This is a genomic window from Beduinella massiliensis, assembly GCF_900199405.1.
Taxonomy (GTDB): domain Bacteria; phylum Bacillota; class Clostridia; order Christensenellales; family Aristaeellaceae; genus Beduinella; species Beduinella massiliensis.
Map to the genome: position 1 here is coordinate 490,150 of NZ_LT963430.1, position 22,923 is coordinate 513,072.

General features: G+C 62.5%; 18 protein-coding genes. 13 read left to right on the forward strand and 5 right to left on the reverse strand.

Annotated features, from left to right (window positions below; genetic code table 11):
* Positions 1–177: 177 nt before the first annotated feature.
* The 10 genes from serS (at position 178) to C1725_RS03070 (ending at position 12,541) form a co-directional block, all read left to right on the forward strand.
* On the forward strand, positions 178–1,455 hold the full coding sequence (gene serS / locus C1725_RS03025; protein WP_102410207.1) for a serine--tRNA ligase: 1,278 nt from the start codon (positions 178–180) through the stop codon (positions 1,453–1,455).
* A 103-nt stretch (positions 1,456–1,558) separates the two neighbouring features.
* Positions 1,559–2,458, forward strand: coding sequence for a membrane dipeptidase (locus C1725_RS03030; RefSeq protein ID WP_102410208.1), 900 nt, complete (start codon positions 1,559–1,561; stop codon positions 2,456–2,458).
* A gap of 12 nt (positions 2,459–2,470) precedes the next feature.
* Positions 2,471–3,931: an O-antigen ligase family protein gene (locus C1725_RS03035; protein ID WP_346026285.1), complete on the forward strand. Its 1,461-nt coding sequence runs from the start codon at positions 2,471–2,473 to the stop codon at positions 3,929–3,931.
* Between the two features lie 31 nt (positions 3,932–3,962).
* Positions 3,963–4,835 (forward strand): 16S rRNA (cytidine(1402)-2'-O)-methyltransferase, encoded by an 873-nt coding sequence (gene rsmI / locus C1725_RS03040; protein WP_346026286.1) that lies wholly within the window; start codon positions 3,963–3,965, stop codon positions 4,833–4,835.
* Between the two features lie 16 nt (positions 4,836–4,851).
* Entirely contained in the window at positions 4,852–7,134 is a 2,283-nt protein-coding gene (locus C1725_RS03045) for a helix-turn-helix transcriptional regulator (RefSeq protein WP_346026287.1), read from the forward strand.
* A gap of 291 nt (positions 7,135–7,425) precedes the next feature.
* On the forward strand, positions 7,426–9,057 hold the full coding sequence (locus tag C1725_RS03050) for an extracellular solute-binding protein (RefSeq protein WP_102410211.1): 1,632 nt from the start codon (positions 7,426–7,428) through the stop codon (positions 9,055–9,057).
* 69 nt (positions 9,058–9,126) lie between these two features.
* Entirely contained in the window at positions 9,127–10,068 is a 942-nt protein-coding gene (locus C1725_RS03055; protein ID WP_102410212.1) for an ABC transporter permease subunit, read from the forward strand.
* A gap of 12 nt (positions 10,069–10,080) precedes the next feature.
* Positions 10,081–10,956: an ABC transporter permease subunit gene (locus C1725_RS03060; protein WP_102410213.1), complete on the forward strand. Its 876-nt coding sequence runs from the start codon at positions 10,081–10,083 to the stop codon at positions 10,954–10,956.
* An 18-nt stretch (positions 10,957–10,974) separates the two neighbouring features.
* On the forward strand, positions 10,975–11,817 hold the full coding sequence (locus C1725_RS03065) for an alpha/beta hydrolase-fold protein (protein WP_102410214.1): 843 nt from the start codon (positions 10,975–10,977) through the stop codon (positions 11,815–11,817).
* A 1-nt stretch (position 11,818) separates the two neighbouring features.
* Positions 11,819–12,541 carry an alpha/beta hydrolase-fold protein gene (locus C1725_RS03070; RefSeq protein ID WP_102410215.1) on the forward strand — a complete coding sequence of 241 codons (723 nt, stop codon included), beginning with the start codon at positions 11,819–11,821 and terminating at the stop codon, positions 12,539–12,541.
* 178 nt (positions 12,542–12,719) lie between these two features.
* Here the strand turns inward: C1725_RS03070 and glgA are convergent, their stop codons facing one another.
* The 3 genes from glgA to C1725_RS03085 all read right to left on the reverse strand — a co-directional run bounded on the left by glgA (position 12,720) and on the right by C1725_RS03085 (position 17,034).
* Complete coding sequence (glgA, locus tag C1725_RS03075; protein WP_428829569.1) at positions 12,720–14,555, reverse strand: glycogen synthase GlgA; 1,836 nt, start codon at positions 14,553–14,555, stop codon at positions 12,720–12,722.
* Positions 14,556–14,708: 153 nt separating this feature from the next.
* A complete protein-coding gene (gene glgD / locus C1725_RS03080; RefSeq protein ID WP_102410216.1) occupies positions 14,709–15,833 on the reverse strand; it encodes a glucose-1-phosphate adenylyltransferase subunit GlgD in 1,125 nt (374 codons plus the stop codon).
* A 13-nt stretch (positions 15,834–15,846) separates the two neighbouring features.
* Positions 15,847–17,034, reverse strand: a complete 1,188-nt coding sequence (locus C1725_RS03085; protein ID WP_102410217.1) for a glucose-1-phosphate adenylyltransferase — start codon at positions 17,032–17,034, stop codon at positions 15,847–15,849.
* A 755-nt stretch (positions 17,035–17,789) separates the two neighbouring features.
* Between C1725_RS03085 and C1725_RS19120 the strand changes: the two genes are divergently transcribed.
* A complete protein-coding gene (locus tag C1725_RS19120) occupies positions 17,790–17,957 on the forward strand; it encodes a hypothetical protein (RefSeq protein ID WP_346026288.1) in 168 nt (55 codons plus the stop codon).
* A gap of 107 nt (positions 17,958–18,064) precedes the next feature.
* Here the strand turns inward: C1725_RS19120 and C1725_RS03090 are convergent, their stop codons facing one another.
* Positions 18,065–19,369 (reverse strand): MFS transporter, encoded by a 1,305-nt coding sequence (locus tag C1725_RS03090; RefSeq protein WP_346026289.1) that lies wholly within the window; start codon positions 19,367–19,369, stop codon positions 18,065–18,067.
* Between the two features lie 223 nt (positions 19,370–19,592).
* Here C1725_RS03090 and C1725_RS03095 point away from each other — a divergent pair, with 223 nt between their 5' ends.
* On the forward strand, positions 19,593–20,417 hold the full coding sequence (locus C1725_RS03095; RefSeq protein ID WP_102410219.1) for an amino acid kinase family protein: 825 nt from the start codon (positions 19,593–19,595) through the stop codon (positions 20,415–20,417).
* 328 nt (positions 20,418–20,745) lie between these two features.
* Here the strand turns inward: C1725_RS03095 and C1725_RS03100 are convergent, their stop codons facing one another.
* Positions 20,746–21,663, reverse strand: coding sequence for a dihydrodipicolinate synthase family protein (locus C1725_RS03100; protein ID WP_102410220.1), 918 nt, complete (start codon positions 21,661–21,663; stop codon positions 20,746–20,748).
* 310 nt (positions 21,664–21,973) lie between these two features.
* On the opposite strand from C1725_RS03100, the gene C1725_RS03105 reads away from it, so the two are divergent.
* Positions 21,974–22,912 carry an ABC transporter permease subunit gene (locus C1725_RS03105; RefSeq protein ID WP_102410221.1) on the forward strand — a complete coding sequence of 313 codons (939 nt, stop codon included), beginning with the start codon at positions 21,974–21,976 and terminating at the stop codon, positions 22,910–22,912.
* Positions 22,913–22,923 lie beyond the last annotated feature (11 nt).

Here is a 22,923-nt window from a genome sequence, read left to right on the forward strand (position 1 = left end):
GCGGGCGATTCCGCTTTTCGATGCGGGCGGCGACGAGCCGCCGGGGCGCGCCCCATACAGCGCCGAGAGTGGCCGGCATGCCGGCAAGTTGGGTGGCAACACGGAGTCGCTTCGTCCCATGCGTGGGGCGGGCGGCTCCTTTTTGTACCACACGAAGACGACGAGGAGGAAACGAACATGATCGACATCAACCTGATCCGAAACAACCCCGACCTTGTGCGCGAGAACATCCAAAAGAAGTTCCAGGATCACAAGCTCCCGCTGGTGGACGAGGTCATCGAGCTGGACCGCGCCAACCGCGCCGCGATGCAGCAGGCGGACGCGCTGCGCAACAAGCGCAAGGTGACGAGCAAGGAGATCGGCGGCCTGATGGCCAAGGGCATGCGGGACGAGGCCGAGGCCAAGAAGGCGGAGGTCGCGGCGATCGCGGACGAGCTGGCCGCGCTGGAGGTCAAGGAGGAGGAGTACGCCGCCGAGATCAAGAAGCGCATGCAGGTCATCCCGCAGATCATCGACGAGAGCGTGCCCGTGGGACGCGACGACAGCGAAAACGTGGAGATCGAGCGCTTCGGCGAGCCGGTCGTGCCGGAATTCGAGGTGCCCTATCACGTGGACATCATGGAACGCCTTTCCGGCATCGACCTGGACAGCGCGCGCAAGACGAGCGGCAACGGGTTCTATTACCTGTGCGGCGACATCGCCCGCCTGCACTCGGCCATCCTCTCCTACGCGCGCGACTTCATGATCGACCGCGGCTTTACCTACTATGTGCCGCCGTTCATGATCCGTTCGGACGTGGTGACGGGCGTCATGAGCTTTGCCGAGATGGAAAACATGATGTACAAGATCGAGGGCGAGGACCTGTACCTGATCGGCACCAGCGAGCACTCGATGATCGGCAAGTTCATCGACACCATCCTGGACGAGGGCGAGCTGCCGCAGACGCTGACGAGCTATTCGCCCTGCTTCCGCAAGGAGGTCGGCGCGCACGGCATCGAGGAGCGCGGGGTGTACCGCATCCACCAGTTCGAGAAACAGGAAATGATCGTCGTGTGCAAGCCGGAGGAGAGCATGACCTGGTACGACAGGCTCTGGCAGAACACGGTGGACTTCTTCCGCTCGCTGGACATTCCGGTGCGCACGCTGGAGTGCTGCTCGGGCGACCTAGCGGATCTGAAGGTCAAATCCTGCGACGTGGAGGCCTGGTCGCCGCGCCAGCAGAAGTACTTCGAGGTCGGCAGCTGCTCCAACCTCGGCGACGCGCAGGCGCGGCGCCTGGGCATCCGCGTGAAGGGCGAAAAGGGCAAGTACCTGCCGCATACGCTCAACAACACGGTGGTCGCGCCGCCGCGCATGCTGATCGCCTTCCTGGAGAACAACCTGCGCGCGGACGGCAGCATCGCGATTCCCGGGCCGCTGCAGATGTACATGGGCGGCAAGGCGCAGATCGGCTGAGGGCCGAAGCGTATCCGCCGGCATGGGCGGCGTCCGGCCGGGACATCCCCTGGCCGGATGATTTGGGTTTGGAGGGCCGCGCCCTCCAGGAGGAGGTAGGCTTATGCGCATCATCGACACCCATTGCGACACGCTCTACATGCGCGCCCTGCAAGAGGAGCAGCGCCCCTGCGTGACGCTGGAGGCCATGCGCGCGGGCGGCGTGAGCGTGCAGACCTGCACGCTGTTCGCGGGCTCGCAGGGCCCCAAGGGGCATCCCTACGAGAAGGCCATGGCGCAGGTGGCGGCCCTGAACCGGCTGCAGGCGGACGGCTGGAAGCGCGTGGATTCCCCGCTCGACGCGAAGGACGGCGAATGCGCCGTGCTGATGTCCCTGGAGGGCGGCGAGATCCTGGAAGACCGCCTGGAGCGCGTCGCGGAGTTCCGCGGCTACGGCGCGCGGCTCGTCGCGCTCACCTGGAACAACGAGAACCTCATCGCATCGCCCGCCAAGGGCGGCTCGAAGGAGGGCATCAAGCCCTTCGGCTGGGAGGTGCTGGGCGAGATGGCGCGGCTGAACATGGCCGCGGATACGTCGCACCTGAACGAGCGGGGCTTTTGGGATCTGATCGAGCGCCACGCGCACCCGCCGATGGCCTCGCACTCCTGCTGCGCGAAGCTGCACCCGCACTTTCGCAACCTCACGGACGAGCAGCTCAAGGCCCTGATCGAGCGCGGCGGCTGGGTGGGCATCAACTTCTACCCGGCGTTCTTGACCGGCGGCGAGGCGACGGTGGAGGACATCGTGCGCCACATCGACCACGTGGTGCAGATGGGCGGCGAAAAAAACGTGGGCTTCGGCTCGGACTTCGACGGCATCGAGCGCACGCCCGTGGACTGCGCCGGACCGCAGGACTTCCCGAAGATCCTGGACGCGCTGCGCCGCCTCGGCTACCCGGAGGAGACGGTTCGCGGCGTCGCGGGCGAGAACTTTATCGAATACTTTCGGCGGATAGAGGCGTAAGTGGAGGAATACATGGAACAAAAGGCAAAAGAAGAACAGGGCTTGACGGCGCACCTGCGGGGCGCGCTCCATGCGCTCACCGGGCGGACCGGGTTTTGTACGGCCTTTCTGCTGCTGTGGTTTTTTCAGCGGTATTACGTGCAGCAGTACAGCGACATCCTGACGCATATCCTGTTTCCCTGGGCGGCGGCGCTGGCATTCCCGATCCTGACGCTGCGCCGGGTGCCGAAAAAGAGGGGCTTCCCCCTCCTGATCGCGCTGTTCGTGTGGTATCTGGTCTGCTGTTTTTACAACCGGCAGTACAGCTTTTACATCAACGAGCCTTTCTGGTATCAGTTGATCTTCGCGTTCTTCATCTTCTATCCGCAGGAGGAAGACGGCGGGACGCTGCGGCGCATGAAGGCCGTGCTCTACCCCTTTATGGCGGCGTACGTGGCGCTATGCTTTGCGGGGTTCTGGGCTGCTTTGGCGGATGTATACATCCCCAACGCGGGCGGCTCCGCGCTCGGCATTGCCGCGGGAAGCGGCTACCGCATCGAGCTATGGTGTCAGCCTAACGTCGCGGGCGCGCTCGCGGCGCTCTCCGGGCTGCTCTCCGGCTTTTTCCTCTACCACAGCGGCCGCGCGGAGCGCGTGCTGCACGGGTTTAACATCGCCGTGACCGTGCTGACGCTGGCGCTCACCCAGTCGCGGACGACGGCAGTCGCCTGGAGCTTCTGCCTTGCGCTCCTGGCTGGACGCGCCCTGTTTTACAGCCGCATCTCCCGGCGTACGGCGGTGCGGGCCGCGTGCGCGGTGCTTGCGGGCGCGGTGGTGATGGGCGCGGGCTGGGTCGGACTCAAGGAAATCTGTTCCGGTTCCCTTGCGGTCATCAGCCGCCTGCGCACGGAGGCGGCGGTGACGGAAGAGCCTGCTGCTGAACCGGTGGCGCCTGCGGCCGAGACGGAGGAAAATACGGACGCTTCAGCGGCGGCACCTGCGCCGGTTGCGGCGCCTGAGGCGCCGGCCGAGGCCGAAATTGAGCTGGAAAGCCGGGATTACGGCTCCATGTACGAAGTCATGCCGCGCTTCCGCGTGTGGCTGGGCTCGCTGCGCATGCTGGCGGACCGGCCGGACACGCTGCTGTTCGGCGTCACGCGCAAGGGCCTTTGGGAAAACGTCGGCGCGTACGAACCGGAAATGTACGCCCTGACGCACCTGCACAACGCCTATTTGCAGACGCTGGTGGCGGGCGGTCTGCCCTCGCTGCTGCTGCTGATCGCCTTCGGCGTAGTCGTCGGCAAACGCGCGTTCAAGCTGCTGTTTGGCCGCGGCGGCGTGCGCGGCGGGTTCATGCTGAGCCTGGCGCTGGTGCTCGTGCTGGTCTGCTGCACGATGGAAAGCTACATCATCTTCTCTGAAGACCTGGTTAACGTGCTGTTCTTCTTCGTGTGCGGCTGCGTGATGTCGCTATCTAAAGAAACGGCCCGATGAACGGCATTGAATCATGAAAGGCGGTCTGCCCGTGCCTACGCTCTACGTCGTCGCGACCCCCATCGGCAACCTTTCGGACATGACGCCGCGCGCGGTGGAAACGCTGAGGCGCTGCGCGTTCGTCGCCGCGGAGGACACCCGCGTCACCCAGAAGCTGCTGACGCACTTTGAGATCGGCACGCGGCTGATTTCCAACCACCAGCACAACGAGCAGCAGCGGGCGGGCGAGCTCGTCGCGCGCATGCTGGAGGAGGGCTGCGACGCGGCGGTAGTGACGGACGCGGGCACGCCCTGCATCTCCGACCCGGGCTACGTGTTCGTGCGCGAGGCGGCGGCGGCGGGCATCCCGGTGCTCGCGGTGCCGGGGCCGACGGCCATGGCCTGCGCGCTGTCGGTGAGCGGGTTCGACGTGCGCGAGTTCGCGTTTTACGGCTTCTTGCCGCGCCCGGCGCGCGAGCTGCGCGAAAAGCTGGTCTCCATCGCGCGCGGCGGCGTGCCCATCGCGGTGGTGCACGAATCGCCCCACCGGGTGAAGGACCTGCTCGGCGCGGTGTGCGAGGCGCTGCCCGGCTGCTGCGTCTGCGCCTGCTGCGACCTGACGAAGCTGCACGAGAAGACCGTGCGCGGCACGGCGCCGGAGGTGCTCTCGGCGCTGGAGCAAAACCCCAAGGCGGAAAAGGGCGAGTACTGCCTCGTGCTCGACCTGCACGACGTAAATCTGCCCGCGCCCCCGGCGGAGACGAGCGCCAGCCTGGAGGCGCAGCTCTTCGAGCGCCTGCTCGCGGGCGAGGACTTCAAGGACGCGGGCGCGGCGCTGCAGGCGCAGGGCGCGAAGCGAAATGACGTGTACCGCGCCGCGATGCGGGTGAAGGAATTCCTGGCGGAGTATGGGGCCGAACGCTGAAGGAGGGCGCTTACAGGTGCGAAAGACGCAAAGTAAGGTCTATTGGCGCTGGGTGTGCTCGTACGTCGTCATTCTTCTTCTGCCCATGTTCCTGTGCCTGGCGATTTTCACGCAGTCCCGCGAGATGATCGCGGCGGAGGTTCGCGAGGTGAACCTGGAATCCCTGCGACGCACGCAGACGCTGACCGACGCCTCGCTGACGGAGGTGAAGGCGACGCTGAATCTGCTCGTGGCGGACCCCCGTGTGCAGGCCATCGCCCATAACGAGGGCGCGTTCACGGCGTATAATTATCTCTCCATGAGCCAGATTCAGGAGCAGCTCATCCGGTACGTATCGGTCAACCAGAACCTGAAGAATCTGTTCATCTACTTTGCCGCGCAGCAGTACACGATCAACCAGGACGGCTGCTACACGCTCAGCGAGCTGCGCTCCTATTTTGACGTAAACGGCGGCCCGCCCAGCGAGCGCTTTATCCGCATGCAGGAGAGCGGAAAGGAAAGCGGGCTGTGCCGTATCGCGGACGAACGCACGGGCGAGCAGCACCTCTATCTGTTTCAGAGCGTAGCGCCCGCGGTCAGCACGCGCTATGGCAAGACGCTCGTCATCGCGGAGCTGAACGCGGAAAAGCTCTTCCCGACGGAGAATTCGGAGGATACGCGAAGCTTCGTCTGGCTGGACGCCTATCCGGACTATGAGGTTCTGGAAGCAGCGGGCTTTACGCGCGCGCAGGTCGACGGGCTGCTCAGCGGCGGCGAGAGCGCGTCCATCGTGCAGGACAAGAAGCTGCTCGTCACCGTGGCGTCCCAAACGAAGCTGTTTCATTCCTTCGTCCTGATTTCCCTGCGCAAGCTGATGGAAAAGCCGAACCGCCTGCAAATGGTGTTTTTTGTGCTGTTTTTCTTCTCGCTGGCGATCGGTTCCGCGCTGGTCTGGACGTTTGCACGCCGGCAGTACCGGCCTCTGAACAAGCTGATCGAGCTTTTGCCCCGCGCGTCGCAGCAAAAGGGCGGGAGGCTCGACGAATACCGCTATCTCGAAGAGCGGCTCAGCGACGTGTACGGCGAGAACCGGAACTACGAGAGCAGGCTGCGCCAGCAGGAGAGCGCGATGCGCAAGGTCATGCTCGGCCGTATCCTGCGCGGGCGCGTGCGCTCCATGGAGTCCGTGGACGAATCCCTGCGATTGCACGGCATTCAGTTCCCGAGCCATGAATTCGTCGTCACGCAGCTCACCCTGCAGAGCATGGAGCTGACGGACAGCGCGGAGCAGAGCGAAGAACGTGAATTTGAGCTGACGCACTTTATCATCCAGAATGTATTTGAAGAGCTCGTCCGCGCGCGTCACTGCGGATACCTGATCGACATGGACGGCGCGTTTGCGATGGTCGCCTGCCGCGACCCCGAAGCGTCGGGGGACTTTGAGGACGCCATGTACGCGGCCGCCTGCGAGGTGGTGCGCGTGCTGAAGGAGAATTTCCGCGTGGAGCTGTTCGCGGCCGTGAGCGGCGTCCACTTCGACGCCATGGGGCTCGCCGCCTGCTACGACGAGGTGACGGAGATGACGCAGTACGCCGAGCTTGTGGAGGCGCACGCGCCCGTCATGCGGTACAGCGCGTTTAATACGTCGGGCGAAAACGCGGACGCGGAGGTCGCGATGGCCGAGGGCGTGGCGCATTTTTCGCTGCTCGTGCAGCAGGGGGCGTACGAACAGGCGATGGCGTTCTTCGATTCGCTGATCGATCAGTACCTGCAGATGGATTTGAACAGCCTGAACGTGGCAAAATGCCGGATGTTCGGGCTGATCAACCAGCTTGTGCTGGCTTTCGAGGGGTTAAAGGGTCAGGTGGATGCGCAGCTCTTGGAGGAGCTTGACCCGGCGAACCGTCTGATCGGCGTGGAAAGCATCGCGCAGCTCAAGCAGGAGATGCGCGCCCTGATGGAGGCGATTACGTCGCGGCTGGCCGCGCAGGACGGCGACAGCACGCAGAGCCGCGCCCAGCAGGTCATGCATTACATCGACCTGCACTATGCGGATCCAAATCTGAGCGCTACGCTCGTCGCGGACGAGCTGGGCGTGAACCTGACCTATCTCTCGCGCGTCTTCAAGAAGCAGACGGGCATCGGCATGCTCGCGTACATCCATCAGGTTCGCATCGAGAAGGCGAAGGAACTGATGCGGCATACGGGGGACAGCATCAAGACCATCGCGCAGAAGGTCGGGTACAGCAGCAGCATGATGCTGATCCGCGCGTTCAAGCGCTACGAGGGCGTCACGCCGGGCCAGTATCGGGGCGAGTAAAGGCTGCGCGGCCCCTGACGCCGGATCAAAGGTCAAAAAGAATCGATGAACGGAGCGGATTTTTTCCCTCCGTTTTTTTGTGCTTCGGGTAAAAAATGCGTGACCAGAGGGGATGAAAAGAAAAAAACAGGCGATCTTATTCCCGGAAGGATCGGAAAATAGGTAGAAAACAGGCAATGAAACTGTGAAAAATTGATAGATTTACAGATGAAAAGCATATGCGTATACTAAATACCAGCACACGGCGGCAGGCAAACAGATCAGCCGTCGAACGAAGGAGGACCTACACAGATGAGTGGAAAGAAACTTGTATCCCTGGTGCTCTCTGCTCTGCTGGCGCTGGGCGCGGCAATGCCCCTCGCGCTCGCGGAGGATACCATGGACGTCGGCGCGACGTCCCAGGCGGCCATGATGAAGGAAATCGCCGCGATGATGCCCGACGACATTCAGCTGCCGCTGACCGATACCCCGGTGACGCTCACGTACTGGTGGCCCTGGGAGCCGGACGTGCAGAAGATGGTCACGACCGTCGCGGACACCCTGACCGCGCAGGTCATGGAGGAGTTGACGGGCGTACACATCGAGTACATCCACCCGCCGATCGGCCAGGAATCTGAGGCGTTCAGCGTGATGCTGGCCTCCGGCGACCTGCCGGACATGATCTACTTCAGCAATAACGTGAAGTACCCGGGCGGCGGCGTGACCGGCGTTGACGACGGCGTGCTGCTCAGGCTGAACGAGCTGGTCGAACAGTATGCGCCGAATTACACCTTCTGGCGCAATTACACGGAAGACCATCGCCGCCAGTCGATCACCGACGACGGCATCATGTGGGGAATTGCGCAGATCAACGCGATCGCCGAGCCTGCGAATCTGGGCATGTGCGTGCGTCAGGACAAGCTGGATCAGCTGGGCATGGAGGCGCCGCGCACGCTGGACGAGATGCATGAAGTGCTGAAGGCGGCCAAGGAAAAGCTGGGCATGGAATCCCCGCTGCTGCTTCCCCCGGTCGGCGTCTTTGGCGACTCCAACATTCTCTCTGCGTTCGGCGTAGGTAAGGACTTTTACGTCGATGAGGGTACGACCGTCAAGTTCGGGCCGATGCAGCAGGGCTACAAGGAGTACCTGGAAATGATGAACCAGTGGTACGCCGAGGGCCTGATCGACAAGAACTTCGTCTCCCGCGAGAACTTCACGGAGGCTCCGCCGAACGACCTGCTCGTGAGTGAGGACGTCATGATGACGACGACCTTCTGGGGACGCACGATCGACTGCATGGTCAAGCGCGGGCTCACCAAGAACGAGGACTTCTGGCTGCAGGCGATCCAGGCGCCCGTCAAGGAAGCGGGGCAGACCGCGCAGATTCGCAAGATCAACTACCCGGTTCTTGAGCAGACCGCTGTGACCAGCAGCTGCAAGGATCCGGAGCTGGCCGTGAAGTGGCTGGACTTCCAGTTCACCTATCAGGCGATGCTGCTCAACAACTACGGCGTCGAGGGCACGACCTATGACTTCGTGGACGGCGCGCCGGTGTTCAGCGACCTGATCATGAACAACCCGGACATGAACTCGACCGACGCAATGCGCAAGTACGTGCGCCGCGGTGGCACCGGCTGGATCGATTACACCCGCCAGTGGCAGACGAACGCCAACCCGGCCTCTACGCAGTCCTACTACGTGTGGGATAAGGACGGTATCGATCAGATTCTGCCGCCCGTCAGCCTGACGACGGAGGAGGCAAACGAGTATCAGTCGCTGTATGCGGACATCCAGACCTACGTGCAGGAGATGACGGTTTCCTTTATCCTGGGCACGACTTCCCTGGATACGTTCGATTCGTTCGTCTCTCAGCTCGAGAAGATGAACATCGGCCGCGTGCTGGAAATTCAGCAGGCCGCGTACGACCGCTATATGGCGCGTTAATCGATTTGTACGTCCGGGCGGGAGCGATTGCACATCGCTCCCGCCTGCGCATAACAGGGGGAAAGAGGCATGATCAAAAAGAGTTCGCCGGCCGGCCGGCCGCCGCTGCCGCAGCGCCTGCGCCTGGAGATGAAGAGCAACGGCGCGCTGTACATCATGGCGCTGCCGGTGGTGCTTTACTACCTGCTGTTCCGCTATCTGCCGATGGGCGGAATCGTAATCGCATTTCAAAAATTCAACCTCGCGAAGGGCATCGCGGGCAGCAAATGGATCGGCCTGGACAATTTCATCAACTTCTTTAACAGCTTCTACTTTACGCGCCTTTTGACCAACACGTTTTTAATCAGCTTTTACGATCTGCTGTTCAACTTCCCGGCGCCGATCCTCTTCGCCCTGCTGCTCAACGAGGTGCGCAACCGGCACTTCAAGAAGACCGTCCAGACCATCAGCTACATGCCGTACTTCATCTCCGTGGTCGTCATGTGCGGCATCATCATCGACTTTGCGCAGGCTGGAGGCGTCATCAGCAATATCGCGTCGTTTTTTATCGGCGACAAGGTCAATCTGCTGGGCGATCCGGCTTACTTCCGGCCGATCTTCGTCGCCTCCAACATCTGGCAGGGCCTCGGCTATGGATCAATCGTTTACTGCGCCGCGCTCTCCTCTGTAGATCAGGAGCTGTACGAGGCGGCGGTCATCGACGGCGCGGGCCGTTTCAAGCAGACGATCCACATCACGCTGCCCAGCATCGTTCCTACGATTATCGTGCTGCTGATCCTTCGCATGGGTTCGATCCTGAATATCGGCTATGAGAAGGTCATGCTGCTTTACAACCCGGCGACCTATGCGACGGGCGACGTCATCTCCACGTTCGTGTACCGCAAGGGCTTCATCGATTACGACTATGGGTATTCTACGGCGGTCGGCCTGTTCAATTCGGTCATCAACTGCGCGCTGCTCATGATGACCAACTGGATCAGCCGCAAAGCCGGTGAAACCAGCCTGTTTTAGGAGGAATACGTCATGGTTGAAAGGATTACGCCCAGCCGGCGCGCGTTTATCGTTTGCAATACCGTCGTTTTGTCCCTGATCGCCTTCATCTGCCTGGCGCCGCTGTGGCATGTGTTCATCGCGTCGATCAGCGATCCGGCGCTGGTGGAGGTCTACAACGGCATCATCCTGCTGCCGCTCGGCGAGGTATCGCTGAAGCCGTATACGCTGGTCTTCCAGAACCCGAACATCTCCATCGGCTATGTGAATACGCTGTTCTACGTGTCGGTGGGCACCTGCATCAGCGTGCTGCTCAGCACGCTGGGCGGCTACGTGATGTCGCGCAGGCGCTTCCGCTTCCGCAGCCAGCTCACGTTTTTCATCACGTTTACGATGATGTTCAACGGCGGCATGATTCCGACCTTTCTCGTCGTGAAGCAGCTGGGCCTGCTCAATACGCGCCTGGCGATCCTGCTGCCCACCTGCATGTCGGTCTACAACACGATCATCATGCGCACCTCGATGCTGGCGGTTCCGGCCAGCCTGGAGGAGTCCGCGCGCATCGACGGGGCGGGGGACTTCACGATTCTGTTTCGCATCATCCTGCCGCTGGTCAAGGCGACGTTCGCCGTCATCGTCCTGTTTTACGCGGTATCCCGCTGGAACGAATGGTTCAACGCGATGATCTACCTGCCCAAGCGCCGTGACCTGTACCCGCTGCAGCTGTTCCTTCGCGAGATTCTCACGCAGGCGCAGGCGGCCTCCGCTTCGGACAGCGAGGTCGCGCTCTACGAGACGCTCACGCAGTACGCGACGATCATCGTCTCCACCCTGCCGATCCTGTGCATCTACCCGTTCGTACAGAAGTACTTTGTGCAGGGCGTCATGATCGGCTCCGTCAAAGGCTGATGCCGGGAGGGAAAACAGATGGCTTTCTTGGACGTTCACTTTTACTCGCAGAGCCTGGAACAGGATGCGTCCGCTTACGTGCTGATGCCCGAACCTATGCAGGGCATCGGCCTTGCGGGGCATCGGGAGGAGGAGCGCCCCTATCCGGTGCTCTGGCTGCTGCACGGCATGAGCGACGACCACACGATCTGGCTGCGGCGTACGGCGATCGAGCGCTATGTGGCCTCCATGGGCATCGCGGTCGTCATGCCGGCGGTCAGCTTCAGCCGTTACACGAACATGAAGTACGGCCCCCGATACTACGACTACGTCGCCAGGGAGCTGCCCGATTCCATGGGGCGGCTGTTCCCGAACCTGAGCGGCGCGCGGGAGGACAACTTCATCGCCGGGCTCTCGATGGGCGGCGGCGGCGCGATGCGCATCGGCCTGCTCAACCCGGAGCGCTACAGCCGCATCTGCATGCTCTCGACCGGCGGCGTCATTCCCCTCGAAAAATACTGGCGTCCGCAGCCGGAGAATCCGGCGGATTTTGACACGTCCCCAGCCTACCGCCGGCTGCGCGACACATACGGTACCGGCGACGTGCAGCGCATGGAAGGGACGGATCACGACATCCTGAGGCTGATCCGCGAGACGGCGCAGAGCGGCCGCCCCCTGCCGCGCGTGTACCACGCGATGGGCACGGAGGACGTGCGCCGCGTGGTGGCCCTCAAGATCAGGGAGGCGTTCGAGTCCATCCCGGGCAACCCTTATCGGTACGAATACCACGAAGGCCCGGGCGTGCACGAATGGAAATTCTGGGACACGTGGATTCTGGCCTTTCTGAAGACGCTGGATCAGGACAATCCGGAGGTGAAGTGAGATGGCGCTGCTGGAGATGCACTATTTTTCGACGACGCTCAGGGAATGCAGCTCGATGGACGTCGTCGTGCCCGAGAGCGGCCTTGCCTGCGCGGGGAAAATGCCGGTTTTGTGGCTGCTGCCGCCGGTAGGCATGGATCACACGGCGTGGCGGCGTCACGCCGTCGTGGAGGAGCTGGCGGAGCGCTTTCGCGTGATCGCGGCGATGCCGGACATGCGCCTGAGCTTTGGCGCGGACATGGTGCACGGCGAGCCCTATCAGGCATTGCTGACGCAGGAGCTGCCGGGCGTTCTTGGACGGTATATCCCGGCGGATCCGGTCAGGCAGCTCCTCTTTGGGGCGAAGGAGGGCGGCTATGCGGCCCTGCGCGCAGCCCTGCTCCATCCGCAGGCGTATATGGCGGCCTGCGGCGCGGATTGCGGCTGCGTGACGCGGATGACGTGGCAGGGCCGAAAAGCCGTATGGGCGTCCTGGGCGTTCGGAACGGAGAACACGCAAAGCCTGCGCGGGACGAACTATGACCTCGCGGCCCTCGCGGAGCGCTGCGGCGATTCGCCGCGCCTCTTCCTGTACGCGGGCGAGGACGCGGAGTATGCGCAGGCTGGTAGGCTGCTGCTGCTTGAGGCGCCGCGCATTCGGGAAATCGCGGCGCAGGGCGCCGGGTGGGCGGCTTGGAGCCAGGCGCTGTCGGCATTTCTGGAGCTGACCGTGCCGAGGGCATAGGTCACGGCGGATGCGCAGCTTTTACGTTTCTCATAGAAAATCGCCTTCAAGCAGCGCTTGAAGGCGATTTTTTGACGAAAAGAGCTTACCCGGCGGCCGATCCCCGTTGTCCTTCCGACGGCCTCGGCCGCGAGCGTCCCTTTCATGGAGCGCGGCGCAATGCCTGCTGCCGCGCCTTTTACTCGACGGGCCTTTCCGTCTCCGCCGCCGGGGTCTCCTCGGCCTTCACGGCCTTTTTGCGGGGGGCGCGCTTCTTGGGGGCTTCCTCAGCCTTGGGCGCGGGGGCCTCTTCGGCCTTTACGGCTTTCTTGCCCGCCGCGCGTTTTTTCGCGGGCGCGGCTTCCGCCTTGGCCTCCGCCGCCGGGGCCTCGTCGGCGCTCACGGCTTTTTTGCGCGTGGCGCGCTTCTTTGCGGGCGCGGCTTCTTCCGCCGGGGCTTCCTCGGCCTTTGCGGCCTTCTTGCGGGGGCCGCGCTTCTTCGGCGCTTCCGGGGCGGGCTCGCTCTGTGCCTGCGGCGCGGGCGCGGCTTCTTCCGGTTCTATGGCGGCGGCCTCCGCGGGCATCGGCTGCTCCAGCGGCGGGGTCATGAGCTTTTCGTACATCTTCACGTACTCGTCCGCCGAGCGGCCCCAGCTGTAATCGCCGGTCATGCCGCGCACGATGAGCTTGTACCATACGTCGCGGTTGTTGTGGTAGAAGTCGACCGCGCGGCGCACGGTGTAGAGCATGTCGTGCGCGTTATAGTTGAAGAAGGTGAAACCGTTGCCTTCGCCGCTCGCCTCGTTGTAGCTGAGCACCGTGTCGCGCAGGCCGCCGGTTTCGCGGACGACCGGCACCGTGCCGTAGCGCAGGGAGATCATCTGAGAGAGGCCGCACGGCTCGAAGAGCGAGGGCATGAGGAACATGTCCGCGCCCGCGTAGATGCGGTGCGCGAGCTGGTGGTTCATCTGGAAGCGCGCGGCGACGCGGCCCGGATAGGCGGTCTCCGCCCACTGGAACAGGTCGGTGTACTTCGCGTCGCCCATGCCCAGCACGACGAGCTGGATGCCCGTGTCCATGAGCTCGCGGATGACGCGCTCCACCAGGTCCAGGCCCTTCTGGTGCGAGAGGCGCGTGACCATGCCGACGACGGGCGCGTTCGCATCGACGTGCAGGCCGAGCTCGCGCTGCAGGCCCGCCTTGCAGGCCTCCTTGCCGCCCAGCGAGAACGCACCGTAGTTAGCGTAGATCATCGGGTCCTTTTCGGGGTCGTAGTCGTCCACGTCGATGCCGTTGAGGATGCCCATGAGCTGATCGCGGCGCGCGCGAAGCAGCCCCTCCAGGCGCTCGCCGTAGTAGGCGGTCTGAATCTCGTCCGAGTAGCTGGGGCTGACGGTGGTGATCTCGTCCGCGTAGACGAGGCCCGCCTTGAGGTAGTTCGCGCAGCCGTAGCACTCCAGCTTGTCGGCGGTGAAGAGGCTGTCGCCCAGGCCCAGGGTATCCTGCACGTCCTTGATGCCGAAGATGCCCTGATATTGCAGGTTGTGGATGGTGAAGGCCGTCTTCATCCGGCTGTAGAAGGGGAAATGGCGGTACTGGATGTTCAGCAGCGCGGGGATCATGCCGGTCTGCCAGTCGTGGCAGTGGAGGACGTCCGGCTGGAAATTCAGATGCGGCAGCGCGTCGATGACGGCGCGGCAGAAGTAGCCGTAGCGCTCGTACTCGTCGCCGCCCATGCCGTAGATGTAGGAACGGCCGAAGTAATACGGGTTTTCCACGAAGTAGAAGGTGACGCCCTGATATTCGAGGGACTTGACGACGCAGGACTGGTGGCGCCAGCACAGCTCCACCTCAAACTGGCACTCGTCCTTCATCTGCGCCTTCCAGTCGTCGGGGATCGCGCTGTAAAGCGGCAGGATGACGCGCACGTCCACGCCCTTTTGCTTGAGCACGGGGGGCAGAGCGCCCGCTACGTCGGCAAGACCGCCGGTCTTGACAAAGGGGACGCATTCGGAAGCGGCAAAAAGAACTTTCATGATCTCAGTTCTCCTCCTTTTTTGGCTGTCTATGTGAACGGCACGCCTGCGCCGGTTGAGGGTTGATTCTACCCAAGCCCGCGTTTTCCCTCTTTTTGGGCCATGGCGCGTTAAAAAAGGGAGGCTGCAAAGCGTTTACAGCCTCCAAAGCGGTTAGATGACGACGTCCTTGGCGATGACGATCGGATACGCTTCGGGGCCGATGAGGCGTCCGTTGCGGCGGATGATCGCCTGCTTGTCCAGGATGCAGTGGTCGATCTCCGCGCCCTCCTGAATCTGCGCGTCCTGCATGATGACGCAGTTGCGGACCGTCGCGCCCTTGGCGACGCGCACGCCCCTGAAGAGGACGGAGTTGATGACCGTGCCCTCGATGATGCTGCCGTTGGCGATCAGGGATCCCTGCACGTTCGGTTCGCCGATGTAGCGGGCCGGCATGTCGTCGCGCACCTTGGTGTACACCGGACGCTTGAACAGGTCGTTGCGGACCTTGGTGTCCAGGATGTCCATGTTGAAGCCGAAGTAGCTCTGCACGCTGTCCAGCCGCCAGGCGCGGTCCTTGTACTCGTAGCCGCAGACCTTCATGGTGCCTTCGTTGACCAGGCGCTGGATGATGTCGCGCCCAAAGTCGTGCAGGCCGTTGGCCGCGCCCTGCTCCACCAGGTAGCGCAGCGTCTCGCGCTTGAGCAGGTAGACCTCAAGGGACGCGCAGTCGCGGGTGGGCTCGGTCGGGTCGATCTCGATGCCCGTGATGCGGTTCGTGTCGTCCGTCGTGAAGAAGGCGTTTTCGTCGCCACCGGCGCACTTTTTCATCGCGGGGTCGCGGGTGTACATGATGGTGATGTCCGCGCCGCTTTCGACGTGCTGGCGCAGCATGTCGCTGAAGTCGGCGTTGTAGATGGTGTGGCTGTTGGTCAGCACCAGGTACTCCTGGCGCGAGCGGCGCAGGTAGCCGGTGTTGCTCTTGAGCGCGTCCAGCAGCCCCGTGTAGACGCCGACGTTTTCGCGCGTGAGGAACGGCGGCAGGATGACGAGGCCCTGGTTCTTGCCGTGCAGATCCCACTCCTTGCCGGACCCCAGGTGATCCATGAGGCTGTGGTAGTTCTTCTGCGTGATGACGCCCACGTTGCGCATGCCGGAATTGACCAGGCTGGACATCAGAAAGTCGATGACGCGGTAGCGGCCTGCGACAGGCAGGGCGGCCACGGCGCGCACGAGCGTGAGCTCGCGCAGGCGAATGTCGTTTTCGCCGGTATAGATGAGACCCATTACGTCTTTCATGTAGCTCGCCTCCTTACGCCTTTTGCTGCAGGTCCGCGTCGATCTGCTCGCCGGCCTTGACGGGGGTGCCCGCCGCGAGCGACGCGCCCGGGCCGACGACGGCGATGTTTCCGGTCTCCTCGCCCACGATGCATCCGGGGCCGATGTACGCGCCCTCGGCCACGATGGCGCGGCGCACGATCGCCCCGCGGTCGATCACGGCGTGCGGCATGACGACGGCGTCCGTCACCTGCGCGCCCGCTTCGACCTTGACGCCCGCGAACAGCACGCTGCCGGAGACCTCGCCGACGACCTCGCAGCCCTCGGTGATGAGGGAATTTTGAATCTTCGCGCCCGGCGCCGCGTAGTGCGGGGGCATGCCGGGGTTGCGCGCGTAGATGCGCCACTTCTTGTCGTACAGGTCGATGGGCATGGGCTGGCGCAGCAGGTCCATGTTGGCCTCCCAGAGGCTTTCGATGGTGCCCACGTCCTTCCAGTAGCCGTCAAATGTGTACGCGAATAGGCGCTGGCTGTCGCGCAGCATGTTGGGAATGATGTTCTTGCCAAAGTCGTTGGAGGACTTGGGGTCGGCCTCGTCCTCGGTGAGGTAGTGACGAAGCTTCGTCCAGCTGAAGATATAAACGCCCATGGACGCCTTGTTGGACTTGGGCTGCTTGGGCTTTTCCTCGAATTCGACGATGCGCCCGTCCTCGTCCGTGTTCATGATGCCGAAGCGGCCCGCTTCGGCCCACGGCACCTCGCGCACGGCGATGGTGCAGTCCGCGTCGTTCTTGATGTGATCCATCAGCATGGCGTTGTAATCCATCTTATAGATATGGTCACCCGACAGGATCAGAACGTAATCGGGGTCGTACTGCTCGATAAACCCGAGGTTCTGATAGATTGCGTTGGCCGTTCCGCGGTACCATTCGCCGCTCTTGCCCGTGACGTAGGGCGGCAGCACGGAGACGCCGCCGTTGGTCAGATCCAGATCCCAGGGCGAGCCCGAGCCGATGTAGGCGTTGAGCTCAAGAGGACGGTACTGCGTCAGGACGCCGACGACGTCGATGCCCGAGTTGGAGCAGTTGGACAGGGGAAAGTCGATGATGCGGTACTTTCCGCCGTAGGGCACCGCGGGCTTGGCCATGTTCTTGGTCAGAATGCCCAGACGGCTGCCCTGGCCGCCTGCCAGCAGCATGGCCACGCATTGCTTTTTCCTCATGGTGTTTCACTCTCCCGGAACAAAAGTAGGTTTAACGGGTGACGATTGGAGGGCTTCAAAGCGATTATACCGGGCCGCACGAACGGACAGCGTTCGTACAGGCCGTCTCTCGCCGCACGGGAATGCGCAAAACCGCCGCAGCAGCGGCGGATGCGGAAAAGCAGCCGCTTCCTGTCCTGGGGGAAGCGCCCAATTTCTCCGGCAGAATGCTTTCGCTCAAATCAGTGGCCTCCGAAAACCGTACAGCCATAAGGTTGTACAGTTAAATTATAGCATGTGTGGGCGCGGACTGCTACAGAAACCTCGTCAATTTCGTGTCAAAACTGCGCAAACTGGTGAAAAAAGGAGACTGTTTTTGTCCCTGCGGGCAAAAATCGTCCCGCTGCGAATGCGCGGAGAAAAGAAAGCGGAGCCGCCGCCGGACGCCTCCGCGCACATTCGTTGCGGGCAAGAAAAGATCAGGAAAGGTCAGATAAAGAGGTGGAAAAGAAAGTTGTAAAAATACAAGGAAATTTGCGAAATTCCTGCATAAAGCACGACGCGTAAATGCAGAAACGTGCGGACTGACCGGACTGAAAAAGGCAGTTTTGACGTTTTTGCAGGATCGGATCGGGCTTGATTTTTGAAGGGGTTCCTGCAAAAAGCGTGGACTTTCCGGGCGAAAGTGTTATAATAGGGGTGCAAAGAAAAGGAAAATGAACGCAAAACCTGCAAAACATTTCCCTTGTCCGAATCGATTAAGGAGTGACTAAAAAATGACTGTCCTGTTCGTGTTCGTTGCGCTGATGATCGCTAATTTCCTGTTCACCCGTTGGGACGACAAGCGCATGGAGGAAGCCCGCCGCCTGAACGACTTCTACCGCATTGAGTACAAGAAGTGCTACGACGCCACCATGGATACCAACTGGATGACCAATAACTGAGGATGCCCGGCACCCTTTTGGAAGAGCGACGAAGAACAAGGCGATTAGGATCAGAATAGAGCGCGCCGCGGCCTGCATTGCAGGCCGCGGCGTTTTGCCGTCATTTTTTATTCGAGGTTCATTTCGAGAGCAGCGTCCTGCGGGGCGGCGAGGTTATCCATGCGGCGGATGGTGCGGGAAAGCAGGGGCGGCACGGCGCACAGCAGCACCATGAGGCCGCAAAGGCCGAAGAGCAGCGGCAGGCTGACGGCGCTCCCGAGCACGCCCGCGGCGGCGCTGCCCAGCGGCATGGCCGCGCAGGAGATCACCAGCAGGATGGCGCTGACGCGCCCACGCAGCGCGGGGGGCGTGCCGCGCAGCAGCGTCGCCTGCACAGTGGTGGAGGAAATGGGGAGGCCCAGGCCCGCAAGCACGCAGGCCGCGAGGGTCACGGGCAGGCCGAGGAACGCCGGGAGCATCGGAGGCAGCAGCAGCAGCATGTAGCCCATGCCCAGCACCGCCACGCCCAGCGACAGGCGCAGGCGCGGCGCCAGCGAGCCGCTGAGCACGGCGGAGAGCAGGCCGCCCAGCAGGGTGCCCGCCATGAACAGCGTGCCCATGACGCCCACCGTTTCCGGCCCGCGGCCGAGCACCGAACCCACGTAGACGACGTTGAGCGCGTTGAAGGGCGCGAGCATCAGGTTGATGAACCCCGCGTACAGCGCGAGCGGCAGCAGCGGCGGACAGCGTCGCATGTGGCGCAGGCCCTCGGTCATGTATGCGCGGCTCATCACGGGCGCATTCCCGGCGGCGGAAGGCGCCGCCCCGACGCGCGCGCGCCCCCAGGCGAACAGCACCAGCGCTGCGCTGATGAAGAACGTGGCCGCATCGACGAGCAGCGCCCCGCCCATCCCGAGGACCGCGATGACGAACCCGGAGAGCGCGTAGCCGCACAGCTCCGCGCCGGTCTGGCCGCCCTGCAAAAAGCCCAGGTAGCCGTCCAGCGCGTTTGCCGGCAGCAGCAGGGAGGGCAGCTTCTGCGCGGCGGGCGCGCTGAGCGCCTCGCAGGTGGAATTCAGCGCGGTGAAGACGAAGAGCATGTAGACGGGGCAGCGCTCCAGAATCGCTAAGGCCGCGATGAAGACAACCAGCAGGCCGCGCACGGCGTTCAGCAGGCTGACCGTGCGGCCGGTGGGCAGGCGGTCGGCCAGCACCCCGCCCGCGAGGCCGAAGAGAAGGTTGGGCAGGGCGTTGACGGTGTAGAGCATGCCCATGAGCAGCGTGGAGCCGGTCAGGCGGTAGACGAGCCAGCCGAAGGCGACGGTATCCAGCGCGTCGCCGAAGCGGGAGATCGCGGAGCCTACGAGCAGCGCGCGCGGCGCGGGGGACGCGAGAAAGGGCCTGAAGGCCGAGAACATTTTTTGGGACGCCATGGTGAGCTCCTTTTGGGTCGGTCGGGCTGAGGGACGGCAGAAAAGGCTCATTTGCACGGCGCGGACGGGCGCTGTGGTATGCACTTCCTATATAGTAGCATTTTCCAGTTCGTTCAGGCAACAGACTTTGCAAATCTTAAGAAAAATTTAAACGGAAGATCGCCATGGACGCCGATTTATGATACAATCTGCAGGGATTACATGAGAACTGCGAGGGCGCGAGATGCAATACGAATTTGAATTGGTCGGCAAGATCGGCTCCATGGCGCTCATCCGCCAGGAGGACAACGACATCGACTACAACATCTTTTCCCGCCTGGGCATGGAGCTGCGCCCGGGCATGATCTGGGTATCCTCCGGCGCGGCGGAGATCGGCCGCCTGGACTTCATGAAGCGCACCGGGCGGGAGCTGGAGGGCGACCGCAACGACGTGAAGACCGACTACGCGGCGCAGGGGCAGATCCTGCTCATGGAGCAGTACCGCCGCTTCATCCCGCAGGCCTTCGGCGTGCGCCAGCTGCTGGTGGAGCACCAGCACTTCAACGATTCTGAAAAGCGCGAACACATCCGCCGCGTGCTGCTGCGCGCGCGGGAGCAGGGGGCGATCCCCATCGTCAACTACAACGACCCCGTGTCCGACGAGGAAAACCGCAAGTGGGAGCTTTCCCATCTGCGCCGGCAGGGGGCGGAGGTGCACGAGTGCGTGGACAACGACGAGACGGCGGCGGTCATCGCGGGGCTCGTTTCCACGCGGGTGCTGCTGATCCTCACCTCCACGGAGGGCATCTACCGCGACGCGAAGGATCCCTCCACGCTGGTGCGCGAGGTGACCGGCAGGGACGCGCAGGAGGTGACGCGCAAGGTGCGCGAGCTGCAAAAGGGCTGCGTGGGCGCGAGCCGGGCGGGCGCGAACGGCGCGTTTGCGAAGCTGGAATACGCGCTGGGCCCCGTATCGCGCGGCACGACGGTGATCATCGGCCATGCGCGCCACCGCATCTCCAGGCTGCTGTCGGGAGAAGCGCCCTGCACGCGGATCGGAGTCTATTGAAAGGACGGCGAAAGGAAAGACGCCGCACGACGGATGCGTCCGTCTGCGCGGCGTCTCTGGCCATCGACAAAGTCGATGGCCTCGTGCAAAATGAAGGTTCATTTTGCACGAATGTCACGGGAGATGTTTTCCTCCGCAAATGCTGCGCATTTGACTACGGAAAACGCCCCGCCCGACCGGCAAAGCCGGTCGATACGATTCTACATGAAGGGGAAGTCTCCCCTTCATGCATCCCCTTTTACAAGACGATACTTTGTCAACGGTCTGAGACGCCGCGCGACGGATGCGTCCGTCTGCGCGGCGTCTTTATGTTTTGGCAGAAAAGCGGTTACGCGAGCAGCGTCTGCTTGATCCACTCGACCAGATGGGCCATCTGGCGCACCTCGTCCTCAAAGAGCGGCGTCATCTCGTGGGCGTTGCGCGCGCGGGTGCAGGTGCTCAGCGGTAGGCCGAGGGTCTGCAAATGGTACTTGGCGTTGACAGGGTAGAGCTGGCGCTCGATCTGGGCGCACATGGTGAGCGCGGCCTGCAGCGTGCGCGCCTTTTCGGGCTGGTCGGCGTAGTGGGCGAGCAGCCACGCGTACAGCTCCGGATGAAAGTTGGCCATGACGCCCGAGAAGCCCGCCGCACCCGCCTGAAGCGAGGATAGAAGCGTCGCGGTGTTGGCGTTGTACAGCGAAAGGGACGACCCCTCCAGCACGCGAAGGCGCTCCTGAATGAGCGAAAGGTCGCAGCAGGTGTCCTTCAGAAAGCGGAAGCGCCCGGTCTTGACGCACGCCGCGAGCTCCTCTAAGGTGACAAGGCGCTTGTAGGGATAGGGGCATTCGTAAAATCCGAGCGGTATGGCGGGGTCCAGGCGCGAAAGCAGGTATTGCAGGCGGTCCATCCAGACGCCGGGGGCCGCCCCTTCCTCGCAAAGGCGGTTGGTGATGAGGATGACCGCGTCGACGCCCGTGTCCGCGACGCGGCGCAGCTCGTCGAGCTGGTCGTCCAGCGCGTAGGAGACGTGGCCGGAGGCGATGACCGGTATGCGGGCGCGGCGCTTGATAAAGGAAGCGATGGAGATTCGCTCCGCAAGGCTCAGGTAGAACACCTCGCTGGACTGGCAGACCGCGAACAGGCCGGAGGCGCCGTTTTCCTCGTACCAGTCGATCAGGCGCGAAAGGGCGTCGTAATCGACCGCGCCTTCGGGCGTAAAGGGCGTGAGCAGTACCGGCCACATTTCTTTTTTCTTGGGCGCTTCCATCGGTGAGATCCTCCTCAAAGTCGAATGATCGGGATGTATTGTCATAAAACAGAAACGGTGTTAACCATTGATGAACAAAGCGACTGCATACAGTATAAGCAAGAACGCAAAATCTGTCAATCACCAGATTGCTTTTTCGACATAAAGCCCGGGACTTTGGAGGCGGATGGTGAAAAAGGCACAAAAAAACAAGAATAAAGTATTGACAATGCGAGGGGAGGCATGTATACTTGAATTAACAATAAAGAACATTATTCATTAATAATGAACTATAACGGGACGAAATCGCGCGAAGAAGGGATGAAGAGAAATGAGCCCATCGGTACTGAGAAATACGCAGCCCCGTCCGAGAAAGATCGGCAAGCGTATCTATGAAAGCCGTTACCTGTACCTGCTGCTGCTGCTTCCGGTGCTCTACTTTGTGATTTTCAAGTACGGAGCCATGATGTGGCTCGTCATCGCCTTTAAGAAGTACAACGCGATCCAGGGCATCTGGGGCAGCAAGTGGGTGGGGCTCAAGCAGTTCGAGAAGTTCATCACCGACCCCTACTTCTGGAACGTGGTGAAGAACACGATCGTGCTGAACCTGGAAATGCTGGTCTGTTACTTCCCCGCGCCGATCATCCTCGCGCTGATGATCAACGAGGTCAGGGCGAAGAAATTCCAGAAGTTCACCCAGTCCGTCACCTATCTGCCCTATTTCCTCTCCACGGTCATCGTCTGCGGCTTCATCAAGGACATCACGGCCAGCGACGGCATGATCAACGCGATGCGCGGCCTGTTTGGGGCGGAGAGCATCGCCTTTATGTCGGAGGCCCGGTACTTCCGCACGATCTACATCCTCTCCGAGCTGTGGCAGCAGACGGGCTGGGGGTCGATCATCTACCTGGCCGCGCTCACCGGCGTGGACTCGCAGCTGTACGAGGCCGCCTCCATCGACGGGGCGAGCAAGTGGCGCCAGCTTTTCAGCATCAGCCTGCCCAGCATCGCCCCGGTCATCTCCATTCAGTTCCTGCTGACGGTCGGCCGCCTGCTGAGCGTCGGCTACGAGAAGATCATCCTGCTGTACAACGGCTCCACCTACGCCACGGCGGACGTGATCTCCAGCTACGTCTACCGCCGCGGCCTCATCCAGGCGGACTACAGCTACGGCGCGGCGGTCAGCATCTTCCAGGCGGTCATCGCCCTGGTGCTGGTGGTCGTGGCGAACAAGACGGCGGACAAGATCGGCCAGACGAGCCTTTGGTAAGGAGGAAGAAA

Bases quoted from the DNA above. Each gene is read 5' to 3' on its own strand.
- serS (WP_102410207.1), top strand. From the start codon at position 178: ATGATCGACATCAACCTGATCCGAAACAACCCCGACCTTGTGCGCGAG.
- C1725_RS03030 (WP_102410208.1), top strand. From the start codon at position 1,559: ATGCGCATCATCGACACCCATTGCGACACGCTCTACATGCGCGCCCTG.
- C1725_RS03035 (WP_346026285.1), top strand. From the start codon at position 2,471: ATGGAACAAAAGGCAAAAGAAGAACAGGGCTTGACGGCGCACCTGCGG.
- C1725_RS03050 (WP_102410211.1), top strand. From the start codon at position 7,426: ATGAGTGGAAAGAAACTTGTATCCCTGGTGCTCTCTGCTCTGCTGGCG.
- C1725_RS03055 (WP_102410212.1), top strand. From the start codon at position 9,127: ATGATCAAAAAGAGTTCGCCGGCCGGCCGGCCGCCGCTGCCGCAGCGC.
- C1725_RS03060 (WP_102410213.1), top strand. From the start codon at position 10,081: ATGGTTGAAAGGATTACGCCCAGCCGGCGCGCGTTTATCGTTTGCAAT.
- C1725_RS03065 (WP_102410214.1), top strand. From the start codon at position 10,975: ATGGCTTTCTTGGACGTTCACTTTTACTCGCAGAGCCTGGAACAGGAT.
- C1725_RS03070 (WP_102410215.1), top strand. From the start codon at position 11,819: ATGGCGCTGCTGGAGATGCACTATTTTTCGACGACGCTCAGGGAATGC.
- glgA (WP_428829569.1), bottom strand. From the start codon at position 14,555: ATGAAAGTTCTTTTTGCCGCTTCCGAATGCGTCCCCTTTGTCAAGACC.
- glgD (WP_102410216.1), bottom strand. From the start codon at position 15,833: ATGAAAGACGTAATGGGTCTCATCTATACCGGCGAAAACGACATTCGC.
- C1725_RS03085 (WP_102410217.1), bottom strand. From the start codon at position 17,034: ATGAGGAAAAAGCAATGCGTGGCCATGCTGCTGGCAGGCGGCCAGGGC.
- C1725_RS19120 (WP_346026288.1), top strand. From the start codon at position 17,790: ATGACTGTCCTGTTCGTGTTCGTTGCGCTGATGATCGCTAATTTCCTG.
- C1725_RS03090 (WP_346026289.1), bottom strand. From the start codon at position 19,369: ATGGCGTCCCAAAAAATGTTCTCGGCCTTCAGGCCCTTTCTCGCGTCC.
- C1725_RS03095 (WP_102410219.1), top strand. From the start codon at position 19,593: ATGCAATACGAATTTGAATTGGTCGGCAAGATCGGCTCCATGGCGCTC.
- C1725_RS03100 (WP_102410220.1), bottom strand. From the start codon at position 21,663: ATGGAAGCGCCCAAGAAAAAAGAAATGTGGCCGGTACTGCTCACGCCC.
- C1725_RS03105 (WP_102410221.1), top strand. From the start codon at position 21,974: ATGAGCCCATCGGTACTGAGAAATACGCAGCCCCGTCCGAGAAAGATC.